The organism is Streptomyces sp. NPDC052910 (assembly GCF_055585605.1).
Genome location: NZ_JBVJJR010000002.1, coordinates 1 through 24814, shown reverse-complemented (window position 1 = coordinate 24814; position 24814 = coordinate 1). Strand labels below are relative to the sequence as shown.

Genomic DNA, 24814 nt, shown 5'->3' with positions numbered 1-24814 from the left:
AGCACCGGCGGAGAAAGGGACACCATGGCGTTGCGCCGCGACCGCGTACCCACCCAGGAGCCCGGGGGCATGGCCCCGGCGGTCGAGCTACGGGCCGTGCGACGGCGGTACGGGCGGGGGGAGGGGGCCGTCGAAGCGCTGCGCGGTGTGGACCTCGCGCTGCCCCGCGGGAGCTTCACCGCGGTGATGGGCCCCTCCGGCTCGGGCAAGAGCACCTTCCTGCAGTGCGCCGCCGGGCTGGACCGGCCCAGCTCCGGGGAGGTGCTGCTCGGCGGGGCGGAGATCACCCGGCTGAGCGAGGACCGGCTGACGAAGCTCCGCCGCAGTCGCGTCGGATTCGTCTTCCAGTCCTTCAACCTGCTGCCGTCGCTGACCGTGCGGCAGAACGTCCTCCTGCCGCAGCGTCTCGCCGGCGAGCGCCAGGACCGCGACCGCGCCCGGCGACTGCTGGCCGAGGTGGGCCTGGACCGGCACGACCGGCGCCGTCCCGGTGAGCTCTCCGGCGGCCAGCAGCAGCGCGTGGCCATCGCCCGGGCCCTGATCACCCGGCCCGAGGTGGTCTTCGCCGACGAACCGACCGGCGCCCTCGACACCCACTCCGCCCACGAGGTCCTCGGCCTGCTCCGGCGGGCGGTGGACACCCTCGGCGCGACGGTCGTCATGGTCACCCACGACCCGGTGGCCGCCGGCCACGCCGACCGGGTGCTCTTCCTCGCCGACGGGCTGCTCGCCGGCGAGCTGACCCGCCCGGACCCGCGGACGGTGGCCGACCGGATGGTCGCCCTGGCCGCCGCGGCCGGCCGCCGCCCGGCCGGGACGGCGGCGGCATGACGAACGGACTCGCGCGGGCCTCGGTCCGCTTCCGGCCCGCCTCCTTCGTGGGCAGCCTCGTCGCCCTGCTGTTCGCCTCGGCGGTCATCACCGCCTGTGGCGTCCTCCTCCAGACCGGCATCACGGCCCACGTCAGCCCCCAGCGCTACGCCCACACCCCCGTCGTCGTCACCGGAGCCCCCTCCGTCCGCGTCACCACCGGGCACGGCGAGGACAAGGACACCAGCGAGACCCCCCTGCCCGGCCGCGGCCGGGTGCCGGCCGCGCTCGCCGCCCGGATCGCGGCCCGGCCGGGAGTGGCCGCCGCCGTCCCCGACCTGGCGTTCCCGGTCCGGGCGGCGACCCCGGCCCGTGGGGAGACGCAGGCCCGGGCGGGGACGGCGGCCCGGGCAGGGGCCGGAGACCTCCCCGAGCTCACCGGACGGCCCTACGGAGCCGCCGGCATCGCCCTCGCCCCCGGCACCCGGCCGCTGTCCGACGGCCGCGCCCCGCGCTCCGGCGAGGTGGTCCTGGACGCCGCGGCGGCGCGCGCCGCCCGACTGGCGCCGGGCGACCGCGTCACGCTCACCGGCCCCGGCGGCACGGCGGCGTACCGGGTCTCGGGCCTCGCCCGGGAGGGCGCCGGCCCGGCGACCGTCTGGTTCGCCGACGCCACCGCCGACCGGCTCTCCGGCCACCCGGGCGCCGCCGACGCCATCGCCGTACGGTCCCGGCCGGGCACCGCCGCGCCCGCCCTCGCCCGGCAGGTCCGGCAGGCCGTCGGCGACGGCCCCGAGGTGCTGACCGGCGACGCGCGCGGCGCGGCCGAGGAGCCGGGCCTGGCGGAGGCCCGCGAGGTGCTGACCGGACTCGGCGGCTCCTTCGGCGGCATCGCCGCCATGACCGCCGTCTTCGTCGTCATGGGCACCGTCGCCCTGGCCACCGGCCGGCGGGCCCGCGAGTTCGCCCTGCTGCGGGCGATCGGCGCCACCCCGCGGCAGATCCGCCGCACCATCGCCACCGAGGCGATGATCGTCGCCCCGGTGGCGGGCGCCCTCGGCATCCCGCCCGGGCTCGCCCTGGCGCACTGGTGGTTCGGCGAACTCGCCGACCGCGGCGCCGTGCCCGACGGCGTCCACCTGGACGTCGGCTGCATCCCCCTGACGGTCGCGGTCGGCACCACCCTGCTGTCCGCGCTCCTCGCCGGCTACGCCGCCGCCCGCCGCTCCGCGCGGCTCCGCCCGAGCCAGGCCCTCGGCGAGGCGGCCGTCGAACGCGTCCGTCCCGGCTGGGTGCGCACCCCGCTCGGCCTGGCCGCCCTCGCCGGCGGCACGGTCCTCGCCCGCGTCGCGGCCGGCCTCGACGGCGAGAACGCGGCCAACACCGCCCTCGGCGTCGTCATGTGCTTCCTGCTGGCCGTCGCCCTGCTCGGCCCCCTGGTGGCCCGGTTGTGCGCCACCGTCCTCGGACTGCCCCTCCGGTCCGGCGCCGCGGGCGCCGCCGGCTCGCTCGCCGCCGACAACTCCCGCGCCCAGGCCCACCGCCTCGCCGCCGCCATCACCCCCATCGTGATGGTCACCGCGTTCTGCGGCACCCTCGTCTTCCTCCAGAGCACCATCCGGCACGTCGCCGACCGCAACGTCCGCGACAGCGTCGTGGCCGACCACGTCCTCGCCGCCACCGGCGCCGGACTGCCCGCCGCCACCGCCGAACGCGCCGCCCGCCTCCCCGGCGTCGACGCCGCCGTCGGCGTCCTGCGCACCGGAACCGTCCACCGCGGCGGCGGCACGGTGTCGACCGCCACCGCCCTCGGCGTGTCCGGCGACCCGGCCCGCCTCCCCGACGTCCTCGACCTCGGTGTCCGCTCCGGCTCCCTGGCCGGGCTCGGCACCTCCCCGGACACCGTCGCCCTGAGCACCACCCTGGCCGACACGCTCCACGTGAAACCCGGCGACCGCGTCCCCCTCTGGCACGCCGACGGCACCCGCGCCCGCCCCAGGCTCGTCGCCACCTACGAACGGGGGCTCGGCCTCGGCGAGGTCCTGCTGCCCCGGGCCGCTGCCGCGCCCCACGCGGCCACCGCCCTCGACAGCCACGTCCTCGTCAAGCGGGCCCCCGGCGCCGACCGGACGGCCGTCGCCCGCCGGCTCGCCGCCCTCGCCCCGCCCGGGACCACCGTCACCGACGCGGCCGGCTACGCGACCGCCGCCGACCACGACCAGGAACTCAACGCCTGGGCGAACACCGTCATGGCGGCCGTACTCGGCGGCTTCGCGGCCGTCGCCGCCGCCAACACCCTGGTCATGACCGTCCTCGACCGCCGCCGCGAAATCGCCCTGCTGCGCCTCACCGGGACCACCCGCCGCCAGGTGCGCGACATGATGCGCTGGGAGGCCCTGCTCGTGGCCGGCAGCGGGCTGTCCCTCGGCGGCGTGATCGCCTGGATCACCCTGGTCCCCATCGCCCGGGGCGTCACCGGCTCGTCCCCCCACATCCCGCCCGCCACCGCCCTCCCCCTGGCCGCCGGCGCCGTCCTCCTCACCCTCACCGCCACGGCCCTCCCCACCCGCGCCCTCCTGCGCCGGGGACCACTGTCGGCGGGGGCGGAACGGAGGTGAACGCGGGACCGGGGGCCCGCCCCCGGGAACGGGCCGCGTGCTCGGGGTGGCCGGGGCCGACGGGCTTCCCGCGCTCCGTCGGCACGGGCCGCCCGGGGCCGCCCTCCCGCCGGGCGGCCCGCGGCTCGGTCGTTCCGGCGGGCGGCCGGGTCCCGTCATCGCGGCGGGCGGACCGACAGCGCGTGGCGGAAGACGTCGCGCGGGTCCCAGCGGGCCTTGACGCGCTGGAGCCGCGGATAGTGCTGCTTGTAGTACAGGGTGTGCCACGGTGTGCCCGAGGTGTTCAGAGTGGGGTCGGCGAGGTCGGTGTCCGGGTAGTTGACGAACGTCCCGTCGCTGACGGCCCCGGGGACGGGCACGCCGCCGCTGTCGGCGTACACCGCGCGGTACAAATCCCGCACCCAGCGCAGCCGTGGCGCGGCGTCCTCGCGCGGTGCCTCCCAGCCGGTGAGGAAGAGGGCTTTGAGGACGGAGTCCCGCTGGGCGACGGCCGTCGCCTCCGGCGCGACGGCGTTGACCCGCCCGCCGTACGACACGAGCCAGACCGTCCCGTCGAGTCCGCCGCCGGCGGTACTCGTCAGATGGTCGTGAAGGACGCCGATCTGACGGTCGGTGAAGCGCCGGCGCAGGTAGGCGGCCTTGGCCTTGAAGGCCGCCGGCGCGGTCTCCCGGACCGAGGCCGCGGCCTGGAGCCAGGGCTGTTCCCCCAGCGTCGTCGCCGGCCGCACGCCGACGCCCCGGCCGAGGGCGGACAGGTACTCGTCCACCAGCCGCCGGGCGTCCGGACCGGTGGAGTCCACCTGCCCGCTGAGGAACGCGGCGGCGTCGGAGCGGCGGGTGTTGAGCATCAGCACGCAGAACAGCCCGGCGAACCGGGTCCCGGGCGCGCTGTTGCGCTCGTGCCACTCGCCGTGGTTGCGCACCAGGCGGGCGAAGGAGCGCCGGTCGAGCCCCTTCCACGGCCATGAGGCGGTGAAACCGGTGACGGCCTCGGGGGCCCGCGGCAGCAGCCGGGACGGGTCGGATCCGTCGGAGTCCGGCGAGCGGAACCAGTAACGGGTGACCACCCCGAAGTTGCCGCCCCCGCCGCCGGTGTGCGCCCACCACAGATCGCGGTGCGGGTCGCCGGGCTCCCGTGTCGCCACGACCCGTCGCGCCCTGCCCCGCGCGTCCACCACCACGACCTCGACGCCGTACAGGTGGTCGACGGCCAGCCCGTGCCGGCGGGACAGTGCGCCGTACCCGCCGCCCAGGATGTGCCCGCCGACGCCGACCTCGGCCGTCGCACCGGCGGGCAGGGCCACCCCCCAGTTGAGGAAGAGGCTCTGGTAGGCGGCGCCCAGCGAGGAACCCGGCTCGACGGCGAACGCACCGCGCCCGGCGTCGTGTTGGACGGCCGTCATGGGGGAGAGGTCGATCAGCAGCCGGATGGCCGGGTCGTCGACGAAGTCCTCGAAGCAGTGGCCGCCACTGCGGACGGCGACGCGCAGGCCCTGGTCCACGGCCTGCTGCACGGAGGCCGTCACCTGTTCCGCCGAGGCGGCCACGACGACGCGGTCGGGGCGGCCGGAGAAGCGCGCGTTGCAGCCGCGGTGGGTCAGCGAACGGTATCGCGGGTCGCCGGGCCCCACCGTCACCGGCCCCGGCCGCGCCGGGACGGCACCGGGCGGAACCGCCGCCGCCGGAACCGCCGCCGCCGGAACCGCCGACGCCGGCACGGTCAGCGCGGCGGCGGCCCCGCCGAGCACGGCCGTGCGGGCCAGGACGTCGCGTCGTGTCACATCCGTCATGAACCGCTCCTCCGCGGATCGCCGGTCCGCAACCGGACCGAGCAGGGGACTCGGCCGCATGGGGAACCCGGCCGAGTGGGAAATCCGGCATCCACGATCGCGGTCGGAGGGTGGGAAGGGCATCGTCCGCGAAGACCGGACGGACGTACATCGAAGGGAGGACGGGCCGGACGGCGGTCCGGTCCTCACGGGGCTTGTCCCAGGGGCCGGACGGGGGTGCTCCGGGCCGCCACCCCACGCCGCGACGGAGTCCCGTCGTCTCCCCTCCGCGCGGACGTCCGGCCGCGACCCGCCCGCGTGGGGATAACCCCACCCGCGAAAGGAGGCGCTCCGCATGGTCCCCGGCGCACCCCGCCGCCCATGCTGGCACGCATGAAACGGCACAGGACCATCGCTCTCCCGATCCTCCTCTGCGTGGGCGCGAGCACCGCCCTCGCCACGCCCGCCCTCGCCGGCGCACCCACCGCCCCCGCCACGCGGGTCACCGCCGCCGACCGCGCCGACGACGCCGTCGTACGGGCGGTCGAGCGGGTCGCGCACCCCCTGCGCACCACCGAACCCGGTGGGCCGGACGGCGATCTGCGGGCGCTGGGCCGGGTGGTGGGGGACGCGCGTGTGGTGGGGATGGGGGAGGCCACGCACGGGTCGCACGAGTTCTTCGCGCTCAAGCAGCGCGCGTTCCGGTACCTGGTGCGGGAGCGCGGCTTCCGCACCTACGCGCTGGAGGCGCCCTGGAGCACCGGACTCCGGCTGAACGACTACCTGTTGCACGGGAAGGGCGACCCGCGCCGGATCATGCGCGAGGACTTCCAGGACTCCTATCTCCTCTGGAACACCCGGGAGTACCTCTCGCTCATCCAGTGGATGCGCTCCTGGAACCTCGCCCACCCCGGTGACCCCGTCCGCTTCATGGGCGACGACGTCGCCTACGCCGGGCCGGATCTCTACGACCGCGTGCTCGACTACGCCAGGCGCGCCCACCCGGCCGCCCTGCCCGAACTGACCGCGCTCTACCGGGGGCTGCGGCCGGCCGGGCCCGCCGGTCCGTACCTGCGGGACTACCTCGCCCGGCCGCTCGCCGAACGCCAGGAGCGGGCGGCGCGGGCCGCGCGCGCCCTCGACCTGCTGCGCCGGCAGCGGCCGGGGGCCGGCCGGGCGGAAGGGGAGGCGTACCGGTGGGCCCTGCGGAACGCGCTCGCGATCCGGCAGACCGCCGACCAGTACGCCTTCGACCTCACGCGGCAGGACGGCGTCGCGGCGGCCATGCGCTACCGCGACGGGGTGATGGCCGACAACACCGCCTGGTGGCAGGAGAACACCGGCGGCAAGGTCCTGCTCTCCGCCCACAACGGCCACATCGGCTACCGCAGCGGCGACCCGGCGAACTACCCCAAGACCCAGGGCGCCTTCCTCCGCGACCGGCTCGGCTCCCGCTACGTCTCCGTCGGACTCTCCTTCCACCACGGGACGTTCAACGGCGTCGGGGCCGACGCCCCCATGCTGGACGCCAACGTCCGGCGGTTCGACGTTGCCGCCGCGCCCGGCGGCAACGAGGACACCCTGGACCGGGTCCGCCACCGCGACTACCTGCTCGACCTGCGCACGGCGCCCGCCCCGGCCCGCGACTGGCTCCGCGCCCCGCGCCCGGCGCTCGACTACGGCACCGCCTACCCCGCGCCGCGGCACCCGGTCGCCCTGGCCCGCCACTACGACGCGCTGATCCACCTGCACACCGTGCGGGCCTCCGACCGGCTCCCGGCGGGGGAGGGCGGCTGAGCCCCGACGCGCCCCCGGCCCGCGCCCGTCGCGCGCCTCGTCCCCGACGCGGCCGCCCGCGCACGCCGACGCGCAGGATGCCCCTGAGCGACCGCCCGTCCGCGCACCCTGGCGCGCCTGGCGCTCGGCCGTGCCCAGGGCGCGCCCGGCGCTCGGCCGTGCCCAGGGCGCGGCCGGGCTGCCGCGAGTCCCCACCCACGGGTGGTTTGAACGCATCGGACCCGCCGCGCGCCGTCCCGCGCGACACACTGGCCGGAGGACGACCCGATGATCCGATCGGGGATCCGGGCGGACCGTGTGCGAGGGGGACGAGATGGCCGTCGGCACCGTGCTGTTCGCGCTCGACCAGGACCCGCGGGGTCAGGGCGCGCAGGGCGAGCAGCTCCGCAGGATCCGTGCCGCCCTGGAAGAAGAGGGGCTGGAGGTGCGCTGGGCCGGCACCGAGGCCGACGCCCGCGCCGTGCTGCGCACCGAGGCGGGCCTCGCCGCCGCCGTGGTCTCCTGGGACCTGGCCCCGGGCAAGCACGCCGGGGACGAGCCGGGCGGCGCGGCCGTCCTCCGCACCGTCGGCCGGCGCTTCAAGGACCTGCCGGTCTTCCTGGTCCTGACGGACGAGGCCGACGAGGACCTCGACCGGCTGCCGCTGTGGGTCTCGGAGAGCGTCGTCGGCTACGTCTGGCCGCTGGAGGACACCCCCGGATTCATCGCCGGCCGGATCGCCGCCGCCGCCCGCGCCTACCGGGAGGCGGTGCTCCCGCCGTTCTTCAAGGCGCTGCGCCGCTTCGACGACGCGCACGAGTACTCCTGGCACACCCCGGCGCACGCCGGGGGCGTCGCATTCCTCAAGTCACCGGTGGGACGCGCCTTCTTCGACCACTACGGGGAACGGCTGCTCCGCAGCGACCTGTCCATCTCCGTCGAGGAACTCGGCTCCCTCTTCGAGCACACCGGCCCCATCGGGGACGCCGAACGCAACGCCGCCCGCGTCTTCGGCGCCGACCGGACGTACTTCGTCCTCCACGGCAACTCCACCGCCGACCGCATGGTCGGCCACTTCTGCGTCTCCCGCGACGAGATCGCCCTCGTCGACCGCAACTGCCACAAGTCCGTCCTGCACGGACTCGTCCTCTCCGGCGCCCGGCCCGTCTACCTCGTCCCCACCCGCAACGGCTACGGCCTCGCCGGACCGGTGCCCCCGGCCGAGACGGAGGCGGACGCCGTGGCCGACCGCGTCGCCCGCAACCCCCTCACCGCCGACGCCGCGAGCCCCCGCCCCGAATACGCCGTCATCACCAACTCGACGTACGACGGCCTGTGTTACGACGCCGTCCGGGTCGCCCGGCAGCTCGCGCCCAGCACCCCCCGGCTCCACTTCGACGAGGCCTGGTTCGCCTACGCCCGCTTCCACCCGCTCTACGCCGGCCGCTACGGCATGTCCGTCGGGCCCGACACGTTCCCCGGCCCCGACCGCCCCGCCGTCTTCTCCACCCAGTCCACGCACAAGCTCCTCGCCGCGCTGTCCCAGAGCGCCATGGTCCACGTCCGGGACGCGCCCCGGGCCCCCGTGGACCACGAGCTGTTCAACGAGGCGTTCATGATGCACGGCACCACCTCGCCGCTCTACCCCGCGCTCGCCTCGCTCGACGTGGCCGCCGGCATGATGGACGGCCCCCAGGGCCGCTGGCTGATCGACGAGGGGATCACCGAGGCCGTCCGCTTCCGGCAGGCCGTCGTCCGCACCGGGCGGCGCATCACGGCCGCGGGCGACCGGCCCGACTGGTTCTTCGGCGTCTGGCAGCCCGACACCGTCACCGACCCCCACACCGGGGCCCGCCACGACTTCGCCGACGCCCCACCCGACCTGCTGCGCACCGAGCCCGCCTGCTGGGAACTCGAACCCGGCGCCGACTGGCACGGCTTCCCCGGCCTCACCGAGGGGCACTGCCTCCTCGACCCGGTCAAGGTCACCCTCACCTGCCCGGGCATCGACGCCACCGGCCGCTGGGCCGACACCGGCATCCCCGCCCGCGTCCTGACCGCCTACCTCGCCACCCGGGGCATCGTCGTCGAGAAGACCGACAGCTACACCACCCTCGTCCTCTTCTCCATGGGGATCACCAAGGGCAAGTGGGGCACGCTCCTCGACGCCCTGATGGACTTCAAGGCGCTCTACGACTCCGAGGCACCCCTCGACCGCGTCCTGCCGGGCATCCTCGACCGCCACCCCCGCCGCTACGCCGGCACCACCCTGACCGAGCTGTGCCACTCCATGCACCGGCACCTGCGCGACACCGACCTGGTCACCCTGCTCGACACGGCCTTCCGCGAACTCCCCGAGCCCGTCGCGCCGCCCCAATGGTGCTACCAGCGGCTCATCCGCGGCGGCACGGAACGGGTACGGCTCGCCGACGCCGCCGGCCGCGTCGCCGCCGCCATGGTCACCGTCACCCCGCCCGGCATCCCCGTCCTGATGCCCGGCGAGTCGACCGGCGCCGCCGACGGGCCGCTACTGCGCTACCTGCGCGCCCTGGAGTCCTTCGACCGGGCCTTCCCCGGCTTCCGCAGCGAGACGCACGGCGTCACGGTGGACGAGGAGACGGGCGACTACGGCATCGCCTGCCTCCGCGCGGACGACGAGGGGGACGGCGACGGCGAGGACCGGAACTAGCCCGCGCCGCCGGGAAGGACACCCAACTGCTGCAGGAAACCCAGCAGGTCCTTGTCCGACCACTTCTCGGCCAGCCGGCCGTCCTCGATCCGGTGGATCACGGTCGCGGTCATCCTGATCGTGCGGCCGGTGGCCGGGATGCCCGGCAGGTCCCCGCTGTGCACCCCCTCGGCCGTCAGCCGGGTCACGACCTTGTCGCCCTCGGCGATCTGATCCTCGATCCGGTGGGTGCCCGGCGTGCTCTCCCAGAACAGCCGGAAGACCGCCTTGAGCCCTTCGCGGCCGGGGCCGAAGCCGGGGAACGGCGGTGGTGAATGGTCCCGGTAGTCCTCGGCCACGAGCTCGTCCATGGCGTCGAGGTTCCCCCTGTCGATCTCCTCGTAGAACCGGCGCACCAGCCTCTTGTTCTCCTCCGGGGACACGTGACCGCCTTCCGCGCTCGGCGCACACCGTCGGGGCCGGCGGCGCTCGTTCCCGGCAGCCTCGCCCCCGGGAACGGCCGTGCGGCACGGCGCGCCGCGCGGCCGGCGGCGTTCACCCGGATCGCCGCCCCCCGTGTCGCCCTGGCGGCCGGTCCGCGGGACCCGGGCGGGGGCCGCCGTCCGGCGCCACCGCATACCCGGCCAGCGCCACCGCGTACCCGGGGGAACGACCGGTGCTCCGGCGGGGCCGGCGGTAGGGTCGGCGCATGGATCTCGTAGCCCATTTCCGCCGCGAGGCACGGGCGTTCGAGGATGCCGTCCGGCGCGCGGCCCGTGCCGGGGACGCGCCGCCCGTTCCGTCCTGCCCCGGCTGGACGGTCACCGATCTGACCGCCCACCTGGGGTGGGTGCACCGGTACGTGGCCCGCGTCGTGCGCGACCGGTCGCCGGACGCCCCCGACCCCTCGGACCCGTCGTTCCTCGGTCTGCCCGCCGACCTCCAGGGCCGGCCCGGTCCCGAACACCCGCCGACGCGGGGGCCGGTGCTGGCTTCTCTCGTCGACTGGTTCGCGGAGGGCGCCGGTGCGCTCGCCGCGCTCTTCGCCGAGCGGGACCCCGGCGAAACGGTGTGGAGCTGGACCGCGGACCGCACCATCGGGTTCTGGCTGTGGGTGCAGACCTTCGAGGCGGCCGTGCACCGGTGGGACGCGGAGAACGCTCTCGGCGCGGCGGCGCCGCTCGACGCCTCGCTCGCGGCGGACGGGATCGGGCGCTTCCTCGGGACGGTCGTTCCGGCCTGGCGCGTCCGTGGCCGGGCGCCGGCCGGTGGCGGGGAGCGGTTCGGCTTTCGCCGCACCGACGGAGAGGGGCGCTGGACGGTCCGCTTCGACGGCGCCGCCGTCCGGTGTGTGGCGGGGCCCGGCGCCTGCGACGTCGAACTGTCGGGCAGCGCGTCTGATCTGATGCTCTTCCTCTGGCGTCGGATGCCCGCGGACCACCTCGCGGGAGTGGAGGGCGACCGGGTGGTCCTGGGGCGGTGGGAGACGCTGGTACCGACGGTGTGACCGCTTCAGGGGTGCCCCGGGCGGGCTGATCCAGCCCGTCCCGCGTTCGAGGACAAGCGGCGAAGCCGCTTTCCCGGGCGCGGGCCCTCCTGCGGTAACGGTGACGTGGGGGTGCCCCTCTGGGGGAGGAGCGGGGCACCCCAACCGCCCCCTGACGGGCCGAGAAACCGCGCACGTCCGGTCCCACACCGCAGGGCCTCGTACGGCCGTACGGACCGACCGATATCCTGGCCGCGCGCCGGAGCCGGGAGCTGGGGGACGAGTGGACGACGTGTTCGAGGGGCAGCGGCCCCTGCTGGTGGGAATCGCCTACCGGATGCTGGGCAGCATGTGGGACGCCGAGGACGTGGTGCAGGAGGCGTACCTGCGCTGGGCCGGCACCGACCGCGAGACCGTCCGCGACCCGCGCGCCTTCCTCGCGACGGTCGTCTCCCGCCTCGCCCTGGACCATTTGCGCTCGGCCCGCGTCACCCGCGAGGCGTACCGGGGGGAGTGGCTGCCGGAGCCCGTCGCCACCGACGCGGCCGGCCCGCTGGACACGGCGGAGCTGCGCGACAGCCTCTCCTACGCCACCCTCCACATGATGGAACGCCTCACTCCGCCGGAGCGGGCGGTGTTCGTGCTGCGCGACGCCTTCGAGATGCCGTACGAGCGGATCGCCGAGGTCGTCGGCGCCTCCGCGGCGACCTGCCGGCAGATCCACCGCCGCGCCCTCGGCCATCTCACCGCTGCCCGGCCCCGGCCGCGGCCGTCGCGCGAGGAGCACGAGCGGCTGCTCACCCGGTTCCTGGAAGCGGCGGCCGGCGGCGACATGGCGGGGCTGAAGGACCTGCTGAGCGCCGACGTGACGGTGTGGAGTGACGGCGGCGGCAAGGTCAGCTCGGCTCTGCGGCCGGTCCTCGGCCGGGACAAGGCGGCGGCGCTCCTCCTGGGCCTGGCGTCCAAGTACGAGATCACCGCGCAGCGGCTCGTCGAGGTCAACGGCGAACCCGCGCTCCGGCTGACCGTGCGCGGCGCCGACCAGGTCGTCATGATCGACGTGCGCGACGGCCGGATCCATGCCCTCTTCGCCGTGCAGAATCCGGACAAGCTCCGATACGCGGAGTGAGGGGCGGAACGCCCGCCACGCGTCGTTCGTGTCGTTTGTCCCCGGTGGCTCGTTGGCACGGCATGAACAACCGCATCATGACGCGCATCGCCGCCGGGTCGCTCCTCCTCCTCTCCGGCGGCCTCGCCACCGCGACCACCACCGCGTCGGCCGCCGAGGGTCACTCGGCCACACCCGCCCCCGCCACCTCCGGCGTCACCCAGCGGCTCTCCCACCTCGCCGCCACCAGTGACGCCACGGCGGGCCGGGCCGCATCCTGGGTGGAGGACACCGTGCCGGAGGAGGTGAGCGGCCGGGTGTCCCTGAAGACACCGCTGTCCCGGAACTGAGGGACCGTACACCGTGGGAGGCGCCGCATGCCCGAGGGCGACACCGTCTGGCGGACCGCGCGGCGCCTCCACCGCGCCCTGGCGGGCACCACGCTGACCCGCTGCGATCTGCGCGTCCCCGCCCTGGCGACGGCCGACCTCGGCGGCCGGGACGTGCACGAGGCGGTGTCGCGGGGCAAGCACCTGCTGCTGCGGGTGGACGGCGGCCTCACCCTCCACTCGCACCTCGGCATGGAGGGCTCCTGGCGGGTGTACGCCGCCGGCGAGCGCCGGCGCGGCGGCCCCGAGCACCAGGTCCGCGCGGTCCTCGCCAACGACCGCCACACGGCGGTCGGATACCGCCTCCCCGTGCTGGAACTCCTGCGCACCGCCGACGAGTCCACCGTCGTCGGCCACCTCGGGCCGGACCTCCTCGGCCCGGACTGGGACGCGGCGGAGGCGCTGCGCCGCCTCCTCGCCGACCCCGGGCGGGCCGTCGGCGACGCGCTGCTCGACCAGCGCAATCTCGCCGGCGTCGGCAACGTCTTCAAGTCCGAACTCTGCTACATGCTGCGAATCTCGCCCTGGCTGCCCATGGGGCGGGTGCCGTCGCCGGCCCGGCTGCCGGCCCTCGCGAAGAAGCTCCTGGACGTCAACAAGGACCGGTCCGCCCGGATCACCACCGCCGACAGCCACCCGGACCGCCGCCTCTGGGTATACGGCCGAGCCGGCCGCCCCTGCCGCCGCTGCGGCGGCCCGGTCCGCCTCGCGGACCAGGGAGAGCCCGGCCGGGAGCGGCCGACCTACTGGTGTCCGCGCTGCCAGGGCGGACCGGGGCCGGAGGGCGACACCGCTCCGGGGGCAACCGGGTAAACTAGTGGACTCGGTCAGTTCAGTTCCTTGGTAACGCCCGTGTTAGGGTGACGGCATGGACCGATCCACGGGCCTGCGGGAGCGCAAGAAGCAGCGGACGCGGGCGGCCATCTCCGACACGGCGATCAGGCTGTTCCTCAAGCACGGCTTCGACCGGGTGTCGGTGGCCGACGTCGCGGCGGAGGCCGAGGTCTCGAAGCCGACGCTGTTCCGGTACTTCCCGACCAAGGAGGACCTGGTCGTCCACCGGTTCGCCGACCACCAGGACGAGGCGGCCGCCACGGTCCGCGAACGCGGGCCCGGCACCTCCGTCCCCGCCGTCCTGGAGGCCCTGCACCGCGACTTCCGCGCCCGGCTGGACGCCCGCGACCCCATCACCGGCCTCAGTGACAACGTGGACGTCCTCGCCTTCCACGGCCTCCTGCGGTCGACGCCGACCCTGGTGGCCCGGATGGGCGAGTACCTCGCACGCGAGGAGGAGACCCTGGCCCAGGCCCTCCGCGAGAGCCTGGAGACCGAACGGCCGGAGATCACCGCCCGGTTGCTCGCCGGGCAACTGGTCGCCACCCGGCGGATCCTCGCCCTGGCCAACTGGGAGCGCATCGTCGCGGGCCGCTCGGCCGACGCCGTCCACCCCGAGGCGGTCGCCGACGCCGACCACGCCTTCTCCCTGCTCCGCGACGGCTTCCGCGAGGACTGACCGGCTCCCCGGCCCGTCCCGCGGAAAACCGCTTGCGACGCGCCCGCTCGTCAACCACCATGAGCCTCATGCCGGGTTGACGCTAGAGACGACATCATGCGATCCCCTGGCCGCGCGCTCCGCCGGCCCTTCCGTTTCCACGTGCCCTCAGCCGGACGCAACGGAAGGAAAGACCGATGGAGATCAGGCGGATCCACGAAGACGAAGGAGACGCGGTCGGCGCGCTGTGGGACCGGATGTGCCGGGAGGCCGAGAGCGGCGGTCCGCTTGCCGCCCCCGCCCGGCGGAACCTGTCCCGTATGCTCGCCGCCTCCGCGTGGCACCGGGACGCCTTCTGCCTGGTGGCAGTGGAGGAGAACCGGATCGCCGGCTTCGTCAACGGCCGGACGGACGCGGGCGACGGTCTGCTTCCCGGAACCCTGGGCGAGATCGACGCGCTGTACGTCGTGCCCGAAGGGCGTGACCAAGGCGTGGAACGGGCCCTCGCGGAGGCGGCCGTCGGCCTGCTCCGGGCCCGGGGCGCCGGAACGGTGCGCTTTCTGTCGCCCGCCGGTGACCGTGCCGGGCAGCGGTTCTGGCAGGACCTGGGCTTCGAGCCCGACCTGGTGTGCCTGAGCCGCTACCTGTAGCGGCCGTCTTGCGGCGGGCGGCCCCGGCGTCGTACCGACGGGTGCCGCCCGCCGCGCCGGGCGGATGACCGACGGCCGGGTCCGGGCCGCACGTCCGGCCGCCGGCTCACGCCCCGCCCCGGAACGCCCGGAAGCGGAACCTGCCCTTCCCGGGGCTGACCTGGGCCTCGTCGAATCCCGCCGCCCTGAGGCGGGCCGCCAGTGTGTCCGGCTCGACCGGCACGCAGGTATCGCCCCGGTGGACGAGGCGGAAGGCGCTCCCGTCCAGTGAGTCGCAGCCCGCGAAGACCCCGCCCGGCCGCAGCACCCGCCGCGCCTCGGCGAACAGCCGGTCCTGGCGTTCGGGCGAGGGGACGTGGTGCAGCATCGTGAAGCACGTGACCGCGTCGAACCGCCCGTCCGGCAGCGGCAGTTCGGCGCCGTCCGCGTGGACGACCTCGGCCCGGCCGCCGAAGCGGCGCCGTAACCGTTCGACGGCGGCCGGGTCCACCTCGGCGAGCGTCAGCCGGTCCACCCGGCGCAGCAGCCCGTCCGTCGTCACGCCGTAACCGGGGCCGATCTCCAGGGCGTCGGAACCGAGCGGCACGCCGTGCAGCGTCCACGGCAGCACCTGTTCCTCGACGGTGCGGGCCCACCGCCGTGACCGGCAGTAGAAGCGGTGGAAACGGTTCATCGCCATGAGGGGAGGCTAGGGCGACCGGCGGGCGCCGCCTACCCGCGCGGGGCGGGCCCCCGGCCGGTATCCGCCACCGCCCGGGTCCGTGCGGCGGAGGCCGCGCGCCCGTTTCGGCCCGGGTTCCCCCGCCTCGTCCCGTCCGTGCGCGCCGCACGGCGGCCGTCCGGGGCGGGGGAGTTCGGCCGGAACCCGACGAGTCGTCAGGAGCAGCTCGCGTCCGCGCACAGCCGCCACGGCTCCCAGGCCGGGAAACGTTCCCGCTCGGTGACCGTCCAGTAGCGGTCGCGGTTCCACTCCCGGGCGACCAGCCGTAGCCGGCCGTCGGGGAGCTGGGTGACGGAGGGTGCGCTCAGCCCCACGTCGCTCTCCGGCACCCGTTCCGTGGAGCCCATTTGGCTCCATGCGTCCTCGGGGCTCAAGTACTGCCTGCGCATCTCGATGGCCGCGCCGGTGGACCGGCTCGCGGCGAAGGCGTGCAGCCGTCCGTCACGGTCCTTGAAGAGGGTGAGACCGCCGTGGTACGGAGGCGGCGCCAGCTCGAAGCTTTCCGCCGGGGGCCACTCACCACCGGGCGCGCGCAGCACCGTGTGGCAGAAGCCGCCGTAGGAGGAGAAGAACACTTCCAGCCCGCCGACGGCGTTCTCCGCCGCGTCCACTTCGTACAGCTTGGGGCCGACGGGCGTCGCGCTCACCCGCTCCCAGCCGCCGTACGCGCCGCCCGGCCGGTCCTGGGACCGGTGCCAGACGAAGGGCAGCCCGCCCATCGACGAGGTGTCGTAGAACTGCTGGAACTGCTCCGTCCTGCCGTCGGCGCGGACGGCCGACACCAGTGTCCCGGCCACGGGCCGGTCGGGCCGGCCGAGGGCCGTGGTGTCCGTGCCGCACGCCTGCGCCAAGGTCCCGGCGGTTGCGGACGGTGCCGCGGCGACGCCGCCCGCGAACGCGGGCAGCAGCGCCAGGACGCCGCACAGCAGGGCGCGGTGTAAGCGGCCGCGATGGGCTGTTCTTCGGTGCATGGCGGAACCTCCGGTCTTGGAAGGGGACTTCAGGAGACCACGTCCCGCGGCGGCTTGCCCTCGAAGTACTCCAGAACGTTCTGCACGGCGGCGAGCGCGATGCGCACCAGCGTCTCCCGGGTGACGCCCGCGACGTGCGGGGAGAGGACCACGTGGGGGGAGCGCAGCAGCCGCAGCGACGCCGGGGGCGGCTCCGGGTCGAAGACGTCCAGCCCGGCGCCGGCCGGCGAGCCCGCCTCCAGCGCGTCGGCGAGCGCCTCCTGGTCGATCAGGGCGCCGCGGGCCGTGTTGACGACGAACGCGGTGGGCTTGAGCAGCGCCAGCCGCTCGGCGTTCAGCAGGTGCCGGGTGGCGTCGGTGAGCGGCGCGTGCAGGGTGACGTAGTCGGAGGTGCGGAGCAGCTCCTCCAGGCCGACGCGGCGGGCGCCGAGCCGGGCCTCGGTCTCCGGCGGGGCCGCCTCAGGGCCGCTGTAGACGATCCGCATGTCGAACGCGGCCGCCCGGCGGGCCACTTCGGTGCCGATGGTGCCCAGGCCCACGATGCCCAGCGTCTTCCCGGACAGTTCGGTGATCGACGACTGGAGGCGCGGCAGCGCCCAGTCGCCCTCGGCGAGCGCGGTGTGCGCCGGCACCAGCCGTTTCGCCAGGGCCAGCATCAGGGCGAACGTCTGCTCGGCGACGTTCTGCCGTTCCGCGCCGCTGGAGCCGATGGTGCAGACGGGGATCGAGCGGGCGCGGGCCGCGTCGAGGTCCACGTAGTCGTAGCCGTGACTGGCGCACTGGACGAGCTTCAGGGCGGGCGCGGCGGCGAAGTGGGCGGCCGTCACCGGCCCGAGACCGGTGATGACGGCATGGGCCTCGCGGAGCGCGGCGGGGTCCTCGTCGGCCGTCTCCACGACGGTGACCCGGGCCCGCTCCGGGAAGAGACCCGCGAGGGCCGCGCCGGCCGCCCGGCCGCCGACGTGCGGGGAGACGACGGCCAGGACGTTCCCGAGCCCGCTCACAACGCCTCCCGGACCAGGTCGGCGGGGCCCGGCGAGACGGGGTCCGCGTGTCCGGACAGGGCCAGGGTGAGATCGAGCTCGGCGAGCAGGCAGCGGAGGACGTGGTCCACGCCCGCCTGTCCGTCGAGCGCCAGCCCGTACACGTACGGCCGGCCCAGCAGCACCGCCCGCGCGCCCAGCGCCAGCGCCTTGAACACGTCGTCGCCCGTGCGTATCCCGCTGTCGAACAGCACCGTCAGCCGGTCGCCGACCGCGGCCGCCACCCCCGGCAGGGCATCGGCGGCGGCCACCGCGCCCGCCACCTGCCGGCCGCCGTGGTTGGAGACGACGACGCCGTCCATGCCCGCGTCGGCGGCGGCCCGCGCGTCGTCCGGGTGCAGCACGCCCTTGAGCACGATCGGCCCGTCCCAGTGCTCCCGCAGGAACGCCAGGTCCGGCCAGCTCTTCCCGGCGTCGGAGAACATCCCGAGGAAGTGCCGGACCGCCGCCTCGCGGTCCTCCTCCACGGGCTTGGCCAGCCCGGCCCGGAACGCCGGGTCGCTGAAGTAGTTGGCGGTGCCCACCCCGTGCAGGAACGGCAGGTACGCCTGGTCCAGATCGCGGGGGCGCCAGGACAGCAGCGGCGTGTCGAGGGTGACGAACAGGGCCGTGTAGCCCGCCGCCCGGGCCCGGGACAGGAAGCTCCGGGCCACCTCGCGGTCCTTCGGCCAGTAGAGCTGGAACCACCGCTGCGCGTCGCCCATCGCCTCGGCGACCCGCTCCATCGGCGTGCTGGACGCCGACGACAGGATGTACGGGACACCGAGCGCGGCGGCGGCACGGGCCGCGGCCGGCTCGGCGTCCGGGTGCGCGATTCGCAGGATGCCGACCGGCGCCAGCGCGAGCGGCGCCGGCAGCCGGTGGCCGAACAGCTCGGCGGACAGGTCGCGTTCGGCCACGTCCCGCAGCATCCGCGGCACGATCCGCCATCTGTCGAGGGCGGCCCGGTTGGCGCGGGCGGTGCTCCCGGTGCCCGCGGCGCCGATCATGTACCCGGCCGGGCCCGCGCCGAGCCGCCGTTCGACCAGCTCCTCCAGTTGGCTCGGGTCGGCGGGCAGCCGGGGCACCGCCCCCGACAGGCCGTTCAGGTAGATCTCGTACTGGTAGTCCGCCCAGCGCGGCGTGGTGGTCATGGGTCCGTCCCGCCTCCCGTCCGTGGAACCACTGCGTTCCGCTGCGTCGCTGCGATCCTCACGGCGGTGACGTGCCCCGTCCACGGTGGTGCGCACGGGGTGAGTGCTGCGACCATCACGGGGTGACGAACGAACGCGAGCGGATCCGCCGGGAGCTGGTCGCCGACCCCCGCGTCGTCGAGGCCGTCGTCGACGCGGTGCACGAACGCGTCCCCGCCTACGCGGACCTCGACGACGGGCGCCGCGGGGAGGTCCGGGCCATAGCGGCCTGGGCGCTGGAGCGCTTCCTGCACCTGTGGACCGTCGACGGCGACATCGGCCCCGCCGACCTGCGGCGCTTCCGCGGCATCGCGGCGGCGCGGGCGGCGGACGGCCGCCCCCTGCCGGCCGTACTGCGCGCGTACCGGGTCGCCGCCGCCGTGCTCGTGGACGAGATCGCGGCCCGGGCCACGCCGTCCGCCGCCGCGGACGCCTTCGCGCTCACCCGGCAACTCCTCACCACCCTCGACACCCTGTGCGAGGTGATGGCCGGCTCCTACACCGCCGCCAGCGACCGGCTGGCGGGCGACCGCGCGCAGGCCCTGCGCCTGCTGCTGGACGACCTGATCGCCGGCCGGCACGCCTCGGTGGGCGCGGTGACCGACCGGGCGGCCCGGCTCGGCGTCGAACTGCCCTACCCCTACTGCCTGCTGGTCGTCGGACCGGGCGCGGACGACCACCCGGCGGACCCCGGGGAACTGCTCACCGCGCTCACCGGCCCGGCCGCCGGCACCCCGCTGGCCACCGCGCAGGGGCCGCGCGCGGTGCTGCTCCTCCCGGCGGACGCCGCCGGGGCCGCCCCGGCGGCGCTGCGGGAACGCGGCCTGCGCGGCTGCGCGATCACCGGCGAGGGCCTGGACCGCATCGCCGTCGCCCACCGCCTCGCCACCGGTGCCCTCGCCACCGCGCCGGAGCACGCCCACCGCCCCGGCCGGATCCTCACCGACGCGGACGCGCACGTCCTCGCGCTGCTCGCCGGGCATCCCGCCACGGACGCGGAGCACATCGGCCGGCTGGTCCTCGGCCCGCTCGCCCGGCCCGCCCAGCGGCACCTGCTGGAGGCCCTCACCGCCTACCTCGACACGGGCTCCGCCACCGCCGCCGCCCGCGGCCTGCGGCTGCACCCGCAGTCCCTGCGCTACCGGCTGCGCCGGATCCGCGAACTCACCGGCCGTGACCCGCGCGAGCCCTGGCAGCGGCTCACCCTCGACATCGCGCGGACGGTGGCCGGCCCGCCGGCGGGCTGAACGCGCCCGGGCCCGGCCGCCCGCTCGCGCGCGGGGGCCGGGCCCGGGGACGGGGAAGGGGAGCGGGTCAGCAGCCCTTGAGGACGGCGGCCAGCTTGTTCTTCTCGGCGCTGTCCACGGTCAGCTTGTAGTCGTGCTTGACGGTGACCCACATGCGCACGTACGTACAGGCGTAGTCGGCGCGCGAGGGCATCCACTTCGCCGGGTCCTTGTCGCCCTTCGCCTGGTTGACGCGGTCGGTCACGGCGATGAGCTGGGGGCTCTTGAGGTCGTTGGCGTAGCCCTGGCGCTCGGCCTTCGTCCACTTGTCGGCGCCCGAGCGCCACGCCTCGGCGAGCGGGACGACGTGGTCGATGTCGATGTCGGCCGCGTCGTGCCAGGTGGCGCCGTCGTAGGGGGAGTACCAGGTGCCCCCGACGGCCGCGCACTTGGCGTCCTGCTCGACGTTCTGACCGTCGCGCTGGAGCACGACCTCGCGGGTGTTGCACTGTCCGTGCTGGGTGATCCAGTGCGGGAACTGGGCTCTGCTGTAACCGTCCAGGGTGCCCTCCGGACGGACGGTGAGCGCGTCCAGGTAGGAGCGCGCGGTGGCGGCGTCCGCCGGGGCGGGCGGTGCGGCCTGGGCGCTGGGCCCGTTGAGGACGATCGCGCCGGCCAGGGCGGCGAGGCCGGCGGCGACGGATATTCGACGCGCGTAGAGACGCATGCGTGACGCTCCCGAGAGGTGGGTGGAGGGAATCGCGGATCAGGCTCGTGGCACGGGGTGTCCGGGGGGTGAGTGCCGGGCAACACAATGGCGGCGTGCGCATGTCAAAACAAGTGTTCTGAGCGTGATCTCACTCTCGAAAACCGGATCCGCGGGGGAAGGGTGCGGAGTCCGAGGCATGCGAAAGGCCCGCACGCGGTGGTGTGCGTGCGGGCCCGGTCCCGGTGTCCGGCCGGTTCACCGGCCGTGACGGGGCGTCAGGGGGTGCCGGTCGGGGCGCCCGTGTCCGCGCTCGCCGCCGTGAGCGGGGTGGCGATGTCCTCCAGCGAACGGCGCTCGGCGGGCAGGGCGAGGAAGCCCGCGACCACCCCCGCGGCCGTCATCAGGGCGGCGCCGATTTGGAACGCCAGCACCGTGTCCCCGACCACCCCGGACCCGGTCAGCTTGGCGAACAGCAGCGGGCCGGTGATGCCGCCCGCGGCCGTGCCGACGGCGTAGAAGAAGGCGATGGCCAGCGCGCGCGTCTCCATCGGGAAGATCTCGCTCACCGTCAGATAGGCGCTGCTGGCACCGGCCGAGGCGAAGAACAGCACCGCGCACCAGCAGGCCGTCATCGTGGCCGCCGTCAGCGAACCCCGGCCGAACAGCCAGGCGGTGCCGAACAGGAGCAGGCCGCTCAGCACGTACGTACCCGTGATCATCGGCCGCCGGCCGACGGTGTCGAAGAGGCGTCCCAGCAGCAGCGGACCGAGGAAGTTCACGAAGGCGATGACCGCGAAGTAGTAACCCGTGTGACCGGACGGCACGGAGAAGAAGTCGGTGAGGATCGAACCGAAGCCGAAGGTGATCGCGTTGTAGAGGAAGGCCTGGCCGATGAAGAGGGCCAGGCCCAGCGCGGACCGGCGGGGGTAGTCGCGGAAGACGGTCCGCGCGATGGTCAGGAAGCCGACGCTGCCCCGTCGATGGATGGTGATCTTCCGGTCCACCGGTTCGCAGGGGCGGCCCGTGTCGGCGGCGACCTGCCGTTCGATGGAGCCGACGAGCTCCTCCGCCTCCTCGCCGCGGCCGTGGATGAACAGCCAGCGCGGCGACTCCGGGACGTTCCGGCGGACCAGCAGGATCACCAGGCCGAGGACCACACCGAGACCGAAGGTGAGCCGCCAGCCGAGCCAGGCCGGGAACAGGGCGGTGTCGAGCATGAGGACCGACAGCAGCGACCCGCCCACGGCCCCGATCCAGAAACTGCCGTTGATGATGAGGTCGACACGGCCGCGGTACGGGGCAGGGATGAGCTCGTCCACGGCGGAGTTGATGGCGGCGTACTCGCCGCCGATGCCGCAGCCGGTGAGGAAGCGGAAGAGGAAGAACCACCAGGATTCGAAGGACAGCCCGGTCAGCGCGGTCGCGGCCAGGTACACCGCGAGCGTCAGCATGAAGAGTTTCTTGCGGCCCAGCCGGTCGGTCAGCCAGCCGAAGAAAAGGGCGCCCACACAGGCGCCCGCCACGTACAGCGCCGCGGCGAGGCCGGTCACCTGGGCGGAGGAGATGTCGAGGCCGCTGCCGTGCTCGGACAGGCGGGAGGCGATGTTGCCGACGACGGTCACTTCCAGGCCGTCGAGTATCCACACCGTGCCGAGGCCGATCACCACCATCCAGTGCCACCGTGACCACGGCAGCCGGTCCAGCCGCGCCGGGACGGACGTGGTCACCGTCCCCGTGTCACCCCCCGCGCCGTCGGAACGTTGTTCGACCGTTGCCATGACGCACCTCCCGGACAGCTCGGCCGGAAACCCCGCGCTCCCGGCCGGACGTCCCGGCGTCTGCCCCGGGCGGTCGGCGGCACACCCGGAGGCCTGGGTCGCGTGAGGCTCACGGGGCCCACGCGGCGAATGCCGCGTGAGCGGGTGAGGTATGGAACGTGCGTGGTGAGAAGGGGCTCGCCCGGGGGACGCGGCAGCGTTCCGGACCCCGGTCCGGGAGGGACCGGTCCGTCCAGTGTCCCTCAATCCGGGCCGCCGGCCCACCCGAAGCCCGGCCGCCCGGGCGCCGGAGCGGCGTCCGCGCGGTTCCCGCCGGGGGCACCGGGCGGGTGGGACGGATGGTGTCACCGGACGGTCAGGTCGCCGTCCGGTACGTCCTCGACCGTGACGACCGTGCGCGGCTGCCCCAGCGCCCGGGCCACGGCCCGCGCGACGCCCTCGGCGTCGGGGCCCGCGGGCACCGGGACCTCCTCGCCCGGGCCGTAGGCCTCGATCGCCTTGGTCAGGTAGCCGGGGTGCCAGGCGCCGAGCGCGCCCCTGACCTCCACGGACCGCACGGGCCGGGCGCCGACGCGGGCCCGCAGCGCGGGCAGGATCGCGTCCGAGCGCAGTCGGCCGGGCACCTGGAACAGGCTGGCGTGGGCCCCCGCCAGCCCGCCGCCGGCGAGCCGGACGGTCACCGTCAGGCAGCTCGTCACGCTCGGGTACAGCAGCGGCGTGCCCGGGGCGGCCTCGCGCACCTGCCCCTCGGTGATCCGGACGGGCTCCGCGGGCACGGCCTGCCGGGCGGCCGGCGGAGCCGCGACCGGCCGGGCCTCCGCGGCGGTCGCGCCCACGGCCGGCAGGGCCAGGGCGAGGAGGGCGGCGGTCACGGCGGCGGGGAGGCGGCGCACGGGGGTCCTTTCGGGGGTACGGGCTGTCGTGGGGCCGGCCCGGCCCGGAGGCGGGCGGGGCGTCAAGCACAATAGTTCGAGTGCGGGTGCCGCCGGGCCCGTACCCCGGCACGAGCGGAAGAGCACAGCGTGGGCATCACGGTCGAGTACCAGGACGCGGCGGACGGTGACGTCCGCCTGTACGAGGAGCTCTACGCCGGGCTGCCGGTTCCCCTCCCCGACCTGGCCCGCGCCGAGCGCCCGGCGTGGACCGTCGTCGCCCGCCGCTCCGACGGCGGCCTGCTCGGCTGGGCCGAGGTGTACCCGCCGGCGGCCCGAAACGGCGCCGCCGACGCCGCCGACGTCCAGTGGCTGCTGGTCTCCCGGGAGCGCGAACGCCTCACCGCCGGCATCCCCGCCCGGCGCGGCCCGACCGGCGAGGAGCGGGAGACGGCGGACCGCCTGCTGCGCGGCGCGGCCCGCCGGGCGGCGGCGGCCGGACTGGCGGCCCTGGAGTGGACCGGCCCCGACGCGGAAGGCGTCGCCGCGGACCTGGGCGCCCGCGCCACCGAGGAACCGGGCGGCCGCTGGACCGTCCCGTTCGCCGGCCTGCGCCGGCCCGCCGGAGCCCCGCCGGTGACGGTGCGTCAGGTCACCGTCCCGGTCGCCGCAGGCCTGCTCGCGGACCACGCCCGCCTCTACTCCGAGGTCACCGGCCGCCCCTACACCCCGCGCGACGCCGCCGAGGTCCTGCGCGACCTGCCGCCGCTGCCGCACCTGACCCTGGACCTGCTCACCGCCGACGGCCGGACGTCCGCCCAGCTCACAGCCGTGATCTCCGGTACGGAAGCGCTGGTCGACGTCGTCTTCCGGAGCGCCGCGGCCGATGCCGCCGCCGTCACCGGGCTCCTCGCCGAACTCGTCGCCCGACTGCGCCGCGACCACCCGGGCACCGCCCTGCTGGAGGTCCAGGAACACGGAGACCCGGTCACCGCCGGGGCCCTGGGCGGGGCGGGTCTGCGGCGGACCGGCCGGTGGTACCGGTACCGGCTGGAGCTGTGAGCCGCCCGGCGTAGCGGGGCGACTCCGCGCGGCCCGCCGATCCGCCGGGCGGGTACAGCCCGTTCGACGCGCCCGGCGGGCGCTTGCCAGCGTCCGCCGCACTCCGGAGCATGCGGCGCATGGCACGATGCGAAGTTTGCGGCAACGACTACGACATGGCGTTCTACGTCGAGACCCAGGACGGCGCCCGGCACGTCTTCGACTCCTTCTCCTGCGCCATCCACCGCATGGCCCCGATCTGCGAACACTGCCGGGTCCAGGTGATCGGGCAGGGCGTGGAGGCCGGCGGGCAGTGGTACTGCGGCGCCCACTGCGCACGGGAGGCCGGGAAGGTGGGCATCGTGGACCGGGTGTGAGCCGTCGGCGGGGGGGGTCCGGGGGTGTCGGGCGGGGCCCCCCCCCCCGGGGTGAACCGGTCGCCCCCCCCGGGGAGGGGGGCCGGTCAGCGGACGGCGACGCCCCCCGCAGGTACCCGAAAAATAGCGCCAGGTACT

The 24814-nt window shown here is 75.5% G+C and carries 22 protein-coding genes; 13 read left to right on the top strand and 9 right to left on the bottom strand.

The genetic code is table 11. The features are described from left to right. Positions 1-24 precede the first annotated feature (24 nt). Positions 25-831, top strand: a complete 807-nt coding sequence (locus ACZ6X9_RS05835) for an ABC transporter ATP-binding protein (RefSeq protein ID WP_469776692.1) — start codon at positions 25-27, stop codon at positions 829-831. Next, entirely contained in the window at positions 828-3428 is a 2601-nt protein-coding gene (locus tag ACZ6X9_RS05830) for an FtsX-like permease family protein (protein ID WP_469776691.1), read from the top strand. Before ACZ6X9_RS05835 ends, ACZ6X9_RS05830 begins: the two co-directional genes overlap by 4 nt. Before the next feature lie 155 nt (positions 3429-3583). Here the strand turns inward: ACZ6X9_RS05830 and ACZ6X9_RS05825 are convergent, their stop codons facing one another. Further along, the gene (locus ACZ6X9_RS05825; RefSeq protein ID WP_469776690.1) at positions 3584-5218 is read right to left on the bottom strand and encodes an FAD-binding oxidoreductase; all 1635 of its coding nucleotides are present in this window, start codon (positions 5216-5218) and stop codon (positions 3584-3586) included. A gap of 372 nt (positions 5219-5590) precedes the next feature. Between ACZ6X9_RS05825 and ACZ6X9_RS05820 the strand changes: the two genes are divergently transcribed. Continuing rightward, the gene (locus tag ACZ6X9_RS05820) at positions 5591-6994 is read left to right on the top strand and encodes an erythromycin esterase family protein (protein ID WP_469776689.1); all 1404 of its coding nucleotides are present in this window, start codon (positions 5591-5593) and stop codon (positions 6992-6994) included. 313 nt (positions 6995-7307) lie between these two features. Beyond that, positions 7308-9662, top strand: coding sequence for an Orn/Lys/Arg family decarboxylase (locus ACZ6X9_RS05815; protein WP_469776688.1), 2355 nt, complete (start codon positions 7308-7310; stop codon positions 9660-9662). On the opposite strand, the gene ACZ6X9_RS05810 is transcribed toward ACZ6X9_RS05815, so the two are convergent. After that, positions 9659-10084, bottom strand: coding sequence for an ester cyclase (locus tag ACZ6X9_RS05810; RefSeq protein ID WP_469776687.1), 426 nt, complete (start codon positions 10082-10084; stop codon positions 9659-9661). The two genes, ACZ6X9_RS05815 and ACZ6X9_RS05810, sit on opposite strands and share 4 nt — an antisense overlap. 266 nt (positions 10085-10350) lie before the next feature. Here ACZ6X9_RS05810 and ACZ6X9_RS05805 point away from each other — a divergent pair, with 266 nt between their 5' ends. The 6 genes from ACZ6X9_RS05805 to ACZ6X9_RS05780 all read left to right on the top strand — a co-directional run bounded on the left by ACZ6X9_RS05805 (position 10351) and on the right by ACZ6X9_RS05780 (position 14766). Further along, positions 10351-11148 carry a maleylpyruvate isomerase family mycothiol-dependent enzyme gene (locus ACZ6X9_RS05805; protein ID WP_469776686.1) on the top strand — a complete coding sequence of 266 codons (798 nt, stop codon included), beginning with the start codon at positions 10351-10353 and terminating at the stop codon, positions 11146-11148. 262 nt (positions 11149-11410) lie between these two features. Next, positions 11411-12256, top strand: coding sequence for an RNA polymerase sigma-70 factor (locus ACZ6X9_RS05800; protein WP_469776685.1), 846 nt, complete (start codon positions 11411-11413; stop codon positions 12254-12256). Between the two features lie 77 nt (positions 12257-12333). Beyond that, the gene (locus ACZ6X9_RS05795) at positions 12334-12585 is read left to right on the top strand and encodes a hypothetical protein (RefSeq protein WP_469776684.1); all 252 of its coding nucleotides are present in this window, start codon (positions 12334-12336) and stop codon (positions 12583-12585) included. 27 nt (positions 12586-12612) lie between these two features. Further along, the gene (locus ACZ6X9_RS05790; RefSeq protein ID WP_469776683.1) at positions 12613-13437 is read left to right on the top strand and encodes a DNA-formamidopyrimidine glycosylase family protein; all 825 of its coding nucleotides are present in this window, start codon (positions 12613-12615) and stop codon (positions 13435-13437) included. Between the two features lie 55 nt (positions 13438-13492). Beyond that, positions 13493-14137 carry a TetR/AcrR family transcriptional regulator gene (locus tag ACZ6X9_RS05785; RefSeq protein ID WP_469776682.1) on the top strand — a complete coding sequence of 215 codons (645 nt, stop codon included), beginning with the start codon at positions 13493-13495 and terminating at the stop codon, positions 14135-14137. A 176-nt stretch (positions 14138-14313) separates the two neighbouring features. After that, the gene (locus ACZ6X9_RS05780) at positions 14314-14766 is read left to right on the top strand and encodes a GNAT family N-acetyltransferase (RefSeq protein WP_469776681.1); all 453 of its coding nucleotides are present in this window, start codon (positions 14314-14316) and stop codon (positions 14764-14766) included. Positions 14767-14872: 106 nt separating this feature from the next. Here ACZ6X9_RS05780 and ACZ6X9_RS05775 read toward each other — a convergent pair whose 3' ends face one another. From ACZ6X9_RS05775 to ACZ6X9_RS05760, 4 genes are all read right to left on the bottom strand, one after another. Continuing rightward, complete coding sequence (locus tag ACZ6X9_RS05775; protein WP_469776680.1) at positions 14873-15445, bottom strand: class I SAM-dependent methyltransferase; 573 nt, start codon at positions 15443-15445, stop codon at positions 14873-14875. A gap of 197 nt (positions 15446-15642) precedes the next feature. Next, the gene (locus tag ACZ6X9_RS05770; RefSeq protein WP_469776679.1) at positions 15643-16458 is read right to left on the bottom strand and encodes a PLL family lectin; all 816 of its coding nucleotides are present in this window, start codon (positions 16456-16458) and stop codon (positions 15643-15645) included. Between the two features lie 29 nt (positions 16459-16487). After that, complete coding sequence (locus tag ACZ6X9_RS05765) at positions 16488-17462, bottom strand: 2-hydroxyacid dehydrogenase (protein ID WP_469776678.1); 975 nt, start codon at positions 17460-17462, stop codon at positions 16488-16490. Continuing rightward, positions 17459-18634 carry a lactate 2-monooxygenase gene (locus ACZ6X9_RS05760; RefSeq protein ID WP_469776677.1) on the bottom strand — a complete coding sequence of 392 codons (1176 nt, stop codon included), beginning with the start codon at positions 18632-18634 and terminating at the stop codon, positions 17459-17461. The genes ACZ6X9_RS05765 and ACZ6X9_RS05760 overlap by 4 nt, the downstream gene beginning before the upstream one ends. Positions 18635-18756: 122 nt before the next feature. On the opposite strand from ACZ6X9_RS05760, the gene ACZ6X9_RS05755 reads away from it, so the two are divergent. Continuing rightward, on the top strand, positions 18757-19920 hold the full coding sequence (locus ACZ6X9_RS05755; protein WP_469776676.1) for a PucR family transcriptional regulator: 1164 nt from the start codon (positions 18757-18759) through the stop codon (positions 19918-19920). 67 nt (positions 19921-19987) lie between these two features. Here ACZ6X9_RS05755 and ACZ6X9_RS05750 read toward each other — a convergent pair whose 3' ends face one another. The 3 genes from ACZ6X9_RS05750 to ACZ6X9_RS05740 all read right to left on the bottom strand — a co-directional run bounded on the left by ACZ6X9_RS05750 (position 19988) and on the right by ACZ6X9_RS05740 (position 23279). Then, entirely contained in the window at positions 19988-20626 is a 639-nt protein-coding gene (locus ACZ6X9_RS05750) for an HNH endonuclease family protein (RefSeq protein ID WP_469776675.1), read from the bottom strand. A gap of 257 nt (positions 20627-20883) precedes the next feature. Next, positions 20884-22386, bottom strand: a complete 1503-nt coding sequence (locus ACZ6X9_RS05745) for an MFS transporter (RefSeq protein WP_469776674.1) — start codon at positions 22384-22386, stop codon at positions 20884-20886. Between the two features lie 344 nt (positions 22387-22730). Next, entirely contained in the window at positions 22731-23279 is a 549-nt protein-coding gene (locus tag ACZ6X9_RS05740; protein WP_469776673.1) for a hypothetical protein, read from the bottom strand. Positions 23280-23408: 129 nt separating this feature from the next. Between ACZ6X9_RS05740 and ACZ6X9_RS05735 the strand changes: the two genes are divergently transcribed. Both ACZ6X9_RS05735 and ACZ6X9_RS05730 read left to right on the top strand, forming a co-directional pair. Next, positions 23409-24320, top strand: coding sequence for a hypothetical protein (locus ACZ6X9_RS05735; RefSeq protein ID WP_469776672.1), 912 nt, complete (start codon positions 23409-23411; stop codon positions 24318-24320). 119 nt (positions 24321-24439) lie between these two features. Then, on the top strand, positions 24440-24676 hold the full coding sequence (locus ACZ6X9_RS05730) for a hypothetical protein (RefSeq protein WP_469776671.1): 237 nt from the start codon (positions 24440-24442) through the stop codon (positions 24674-24676). Positions 24677-24814 lie beyond the last annotated feature (138 nt).

Coding starts and splice junctions, on each gene's coding strand:
- ACZ6X9_RS05785 (WP_469776682.1), top strand. CDS start 13,493: ATGGACCGATCCACGGGCCTGCGGGAGCGCAAGAAGCAGCGGACGCGG.
- ACZ6X9_RS05815 (WP_469776688.1), top strand. CDS start 7,308: ATGGCCGTCGGCACCGTGCTGTTCGCGCTCGACCAGGACCCGCGGGGT.
- ACZ6X9_RS05775 (WP_469776680.1), bottom strand. CDS start 15,445: ATGGCGATGAACCGTTTCCACCGCTTCTACTGCCGGTCACGGCGGTGG.
- ACZ6X9_RS05825 (WP_469776690.1), bottom strand. CDS start 5,218: ATGACGGATGTGACACGACGCGACGTCCTGGCCCGCACGGCCGTGCTC.
- ACZ6X9_RS05770 (WP_469776679.1), bottom strand. CDS start 16,458: ATGCACCGAAGAACAGCCCATCGCGGCCGCTTACACCGCGCCCTGCTG.
- ACZ6X9_RS05830 (WP_469776691.1), top strand. CDS start 828: ATGACGAACGGACTCGCGCGGGCCTCGGTCCGCTTCCGGCCCGCCTCC.
- ACZ6X9_RS05750 (WP_469776675.1), bottom strand. CDS start 20,626: ATGCGTCTCTACGCGCGTCGAATATCCGTCGCCGCCGGCCTCGCCGCC.
- ACZ6X9_RS05790 (WP_469776683.1), top strand. CDS start 12,613: ATGCCCGAGGGCGACACCGTCTGGCGGACCGCGCGGCGCCTCCACCGC.
- ACZ6X9_RS05780 (WP_469776681.1), top strand. CDS start 14,314: ATGGAGATCAGGCGGATCCACGAAGACGAAGGAGACGCGGTCGGCGCG.
- ACZ6X9_RS05795 (WP_469776684.1), top strand. CDS start 12,334: ATGACGCGCATCGCCGCCGGGTCGCTCCTCCTCCTCTCCGGCGGCCTC.
- ACZ6X9_RS05730 (WP_469776671.1), top strand. CDS start 24,440: ATGGCACGATGCGAAGTTTGCGGCAACGACTACGACATGGCGTTCTAC.
- ACZ6X9_RS05745 (WP_469776674.1), bottom strand. CDS start 22,386: ATGGCAACGGTCGAACAACGTTCCGACGGCGCGGGGGGTGACACGGGG.
- ACZ6X9_RS05835 (WP_469776692.1), top strand. CDS start 25: ATGGCGTTGCGCCGCGACCGCGTACCCACCCAGGAGCCCGGGGGCATG.
- ACZ6X9_RS05820 (WP_469776689.1), top strand. CDS start 5,591: ATGAAACGGCACAGGACCATCGCTCTCCCGATCCTCCTCTGCGTGGGC.
- ACZ6X9_RS05805 (WP_469776686.1), top strand. CDS start 10,351: ATGGATCTCGTAGCCCATTTCCGCCGCGAGGCACGGGCGTTCGAGGAT.
- ACZ6X9_RS05760 (WP_469776677.1), bottom strand. CDS start 18,634: ATGACCACCACGCCGCGCTGGGCGGACTACCAGTACGAGATCTACCTG.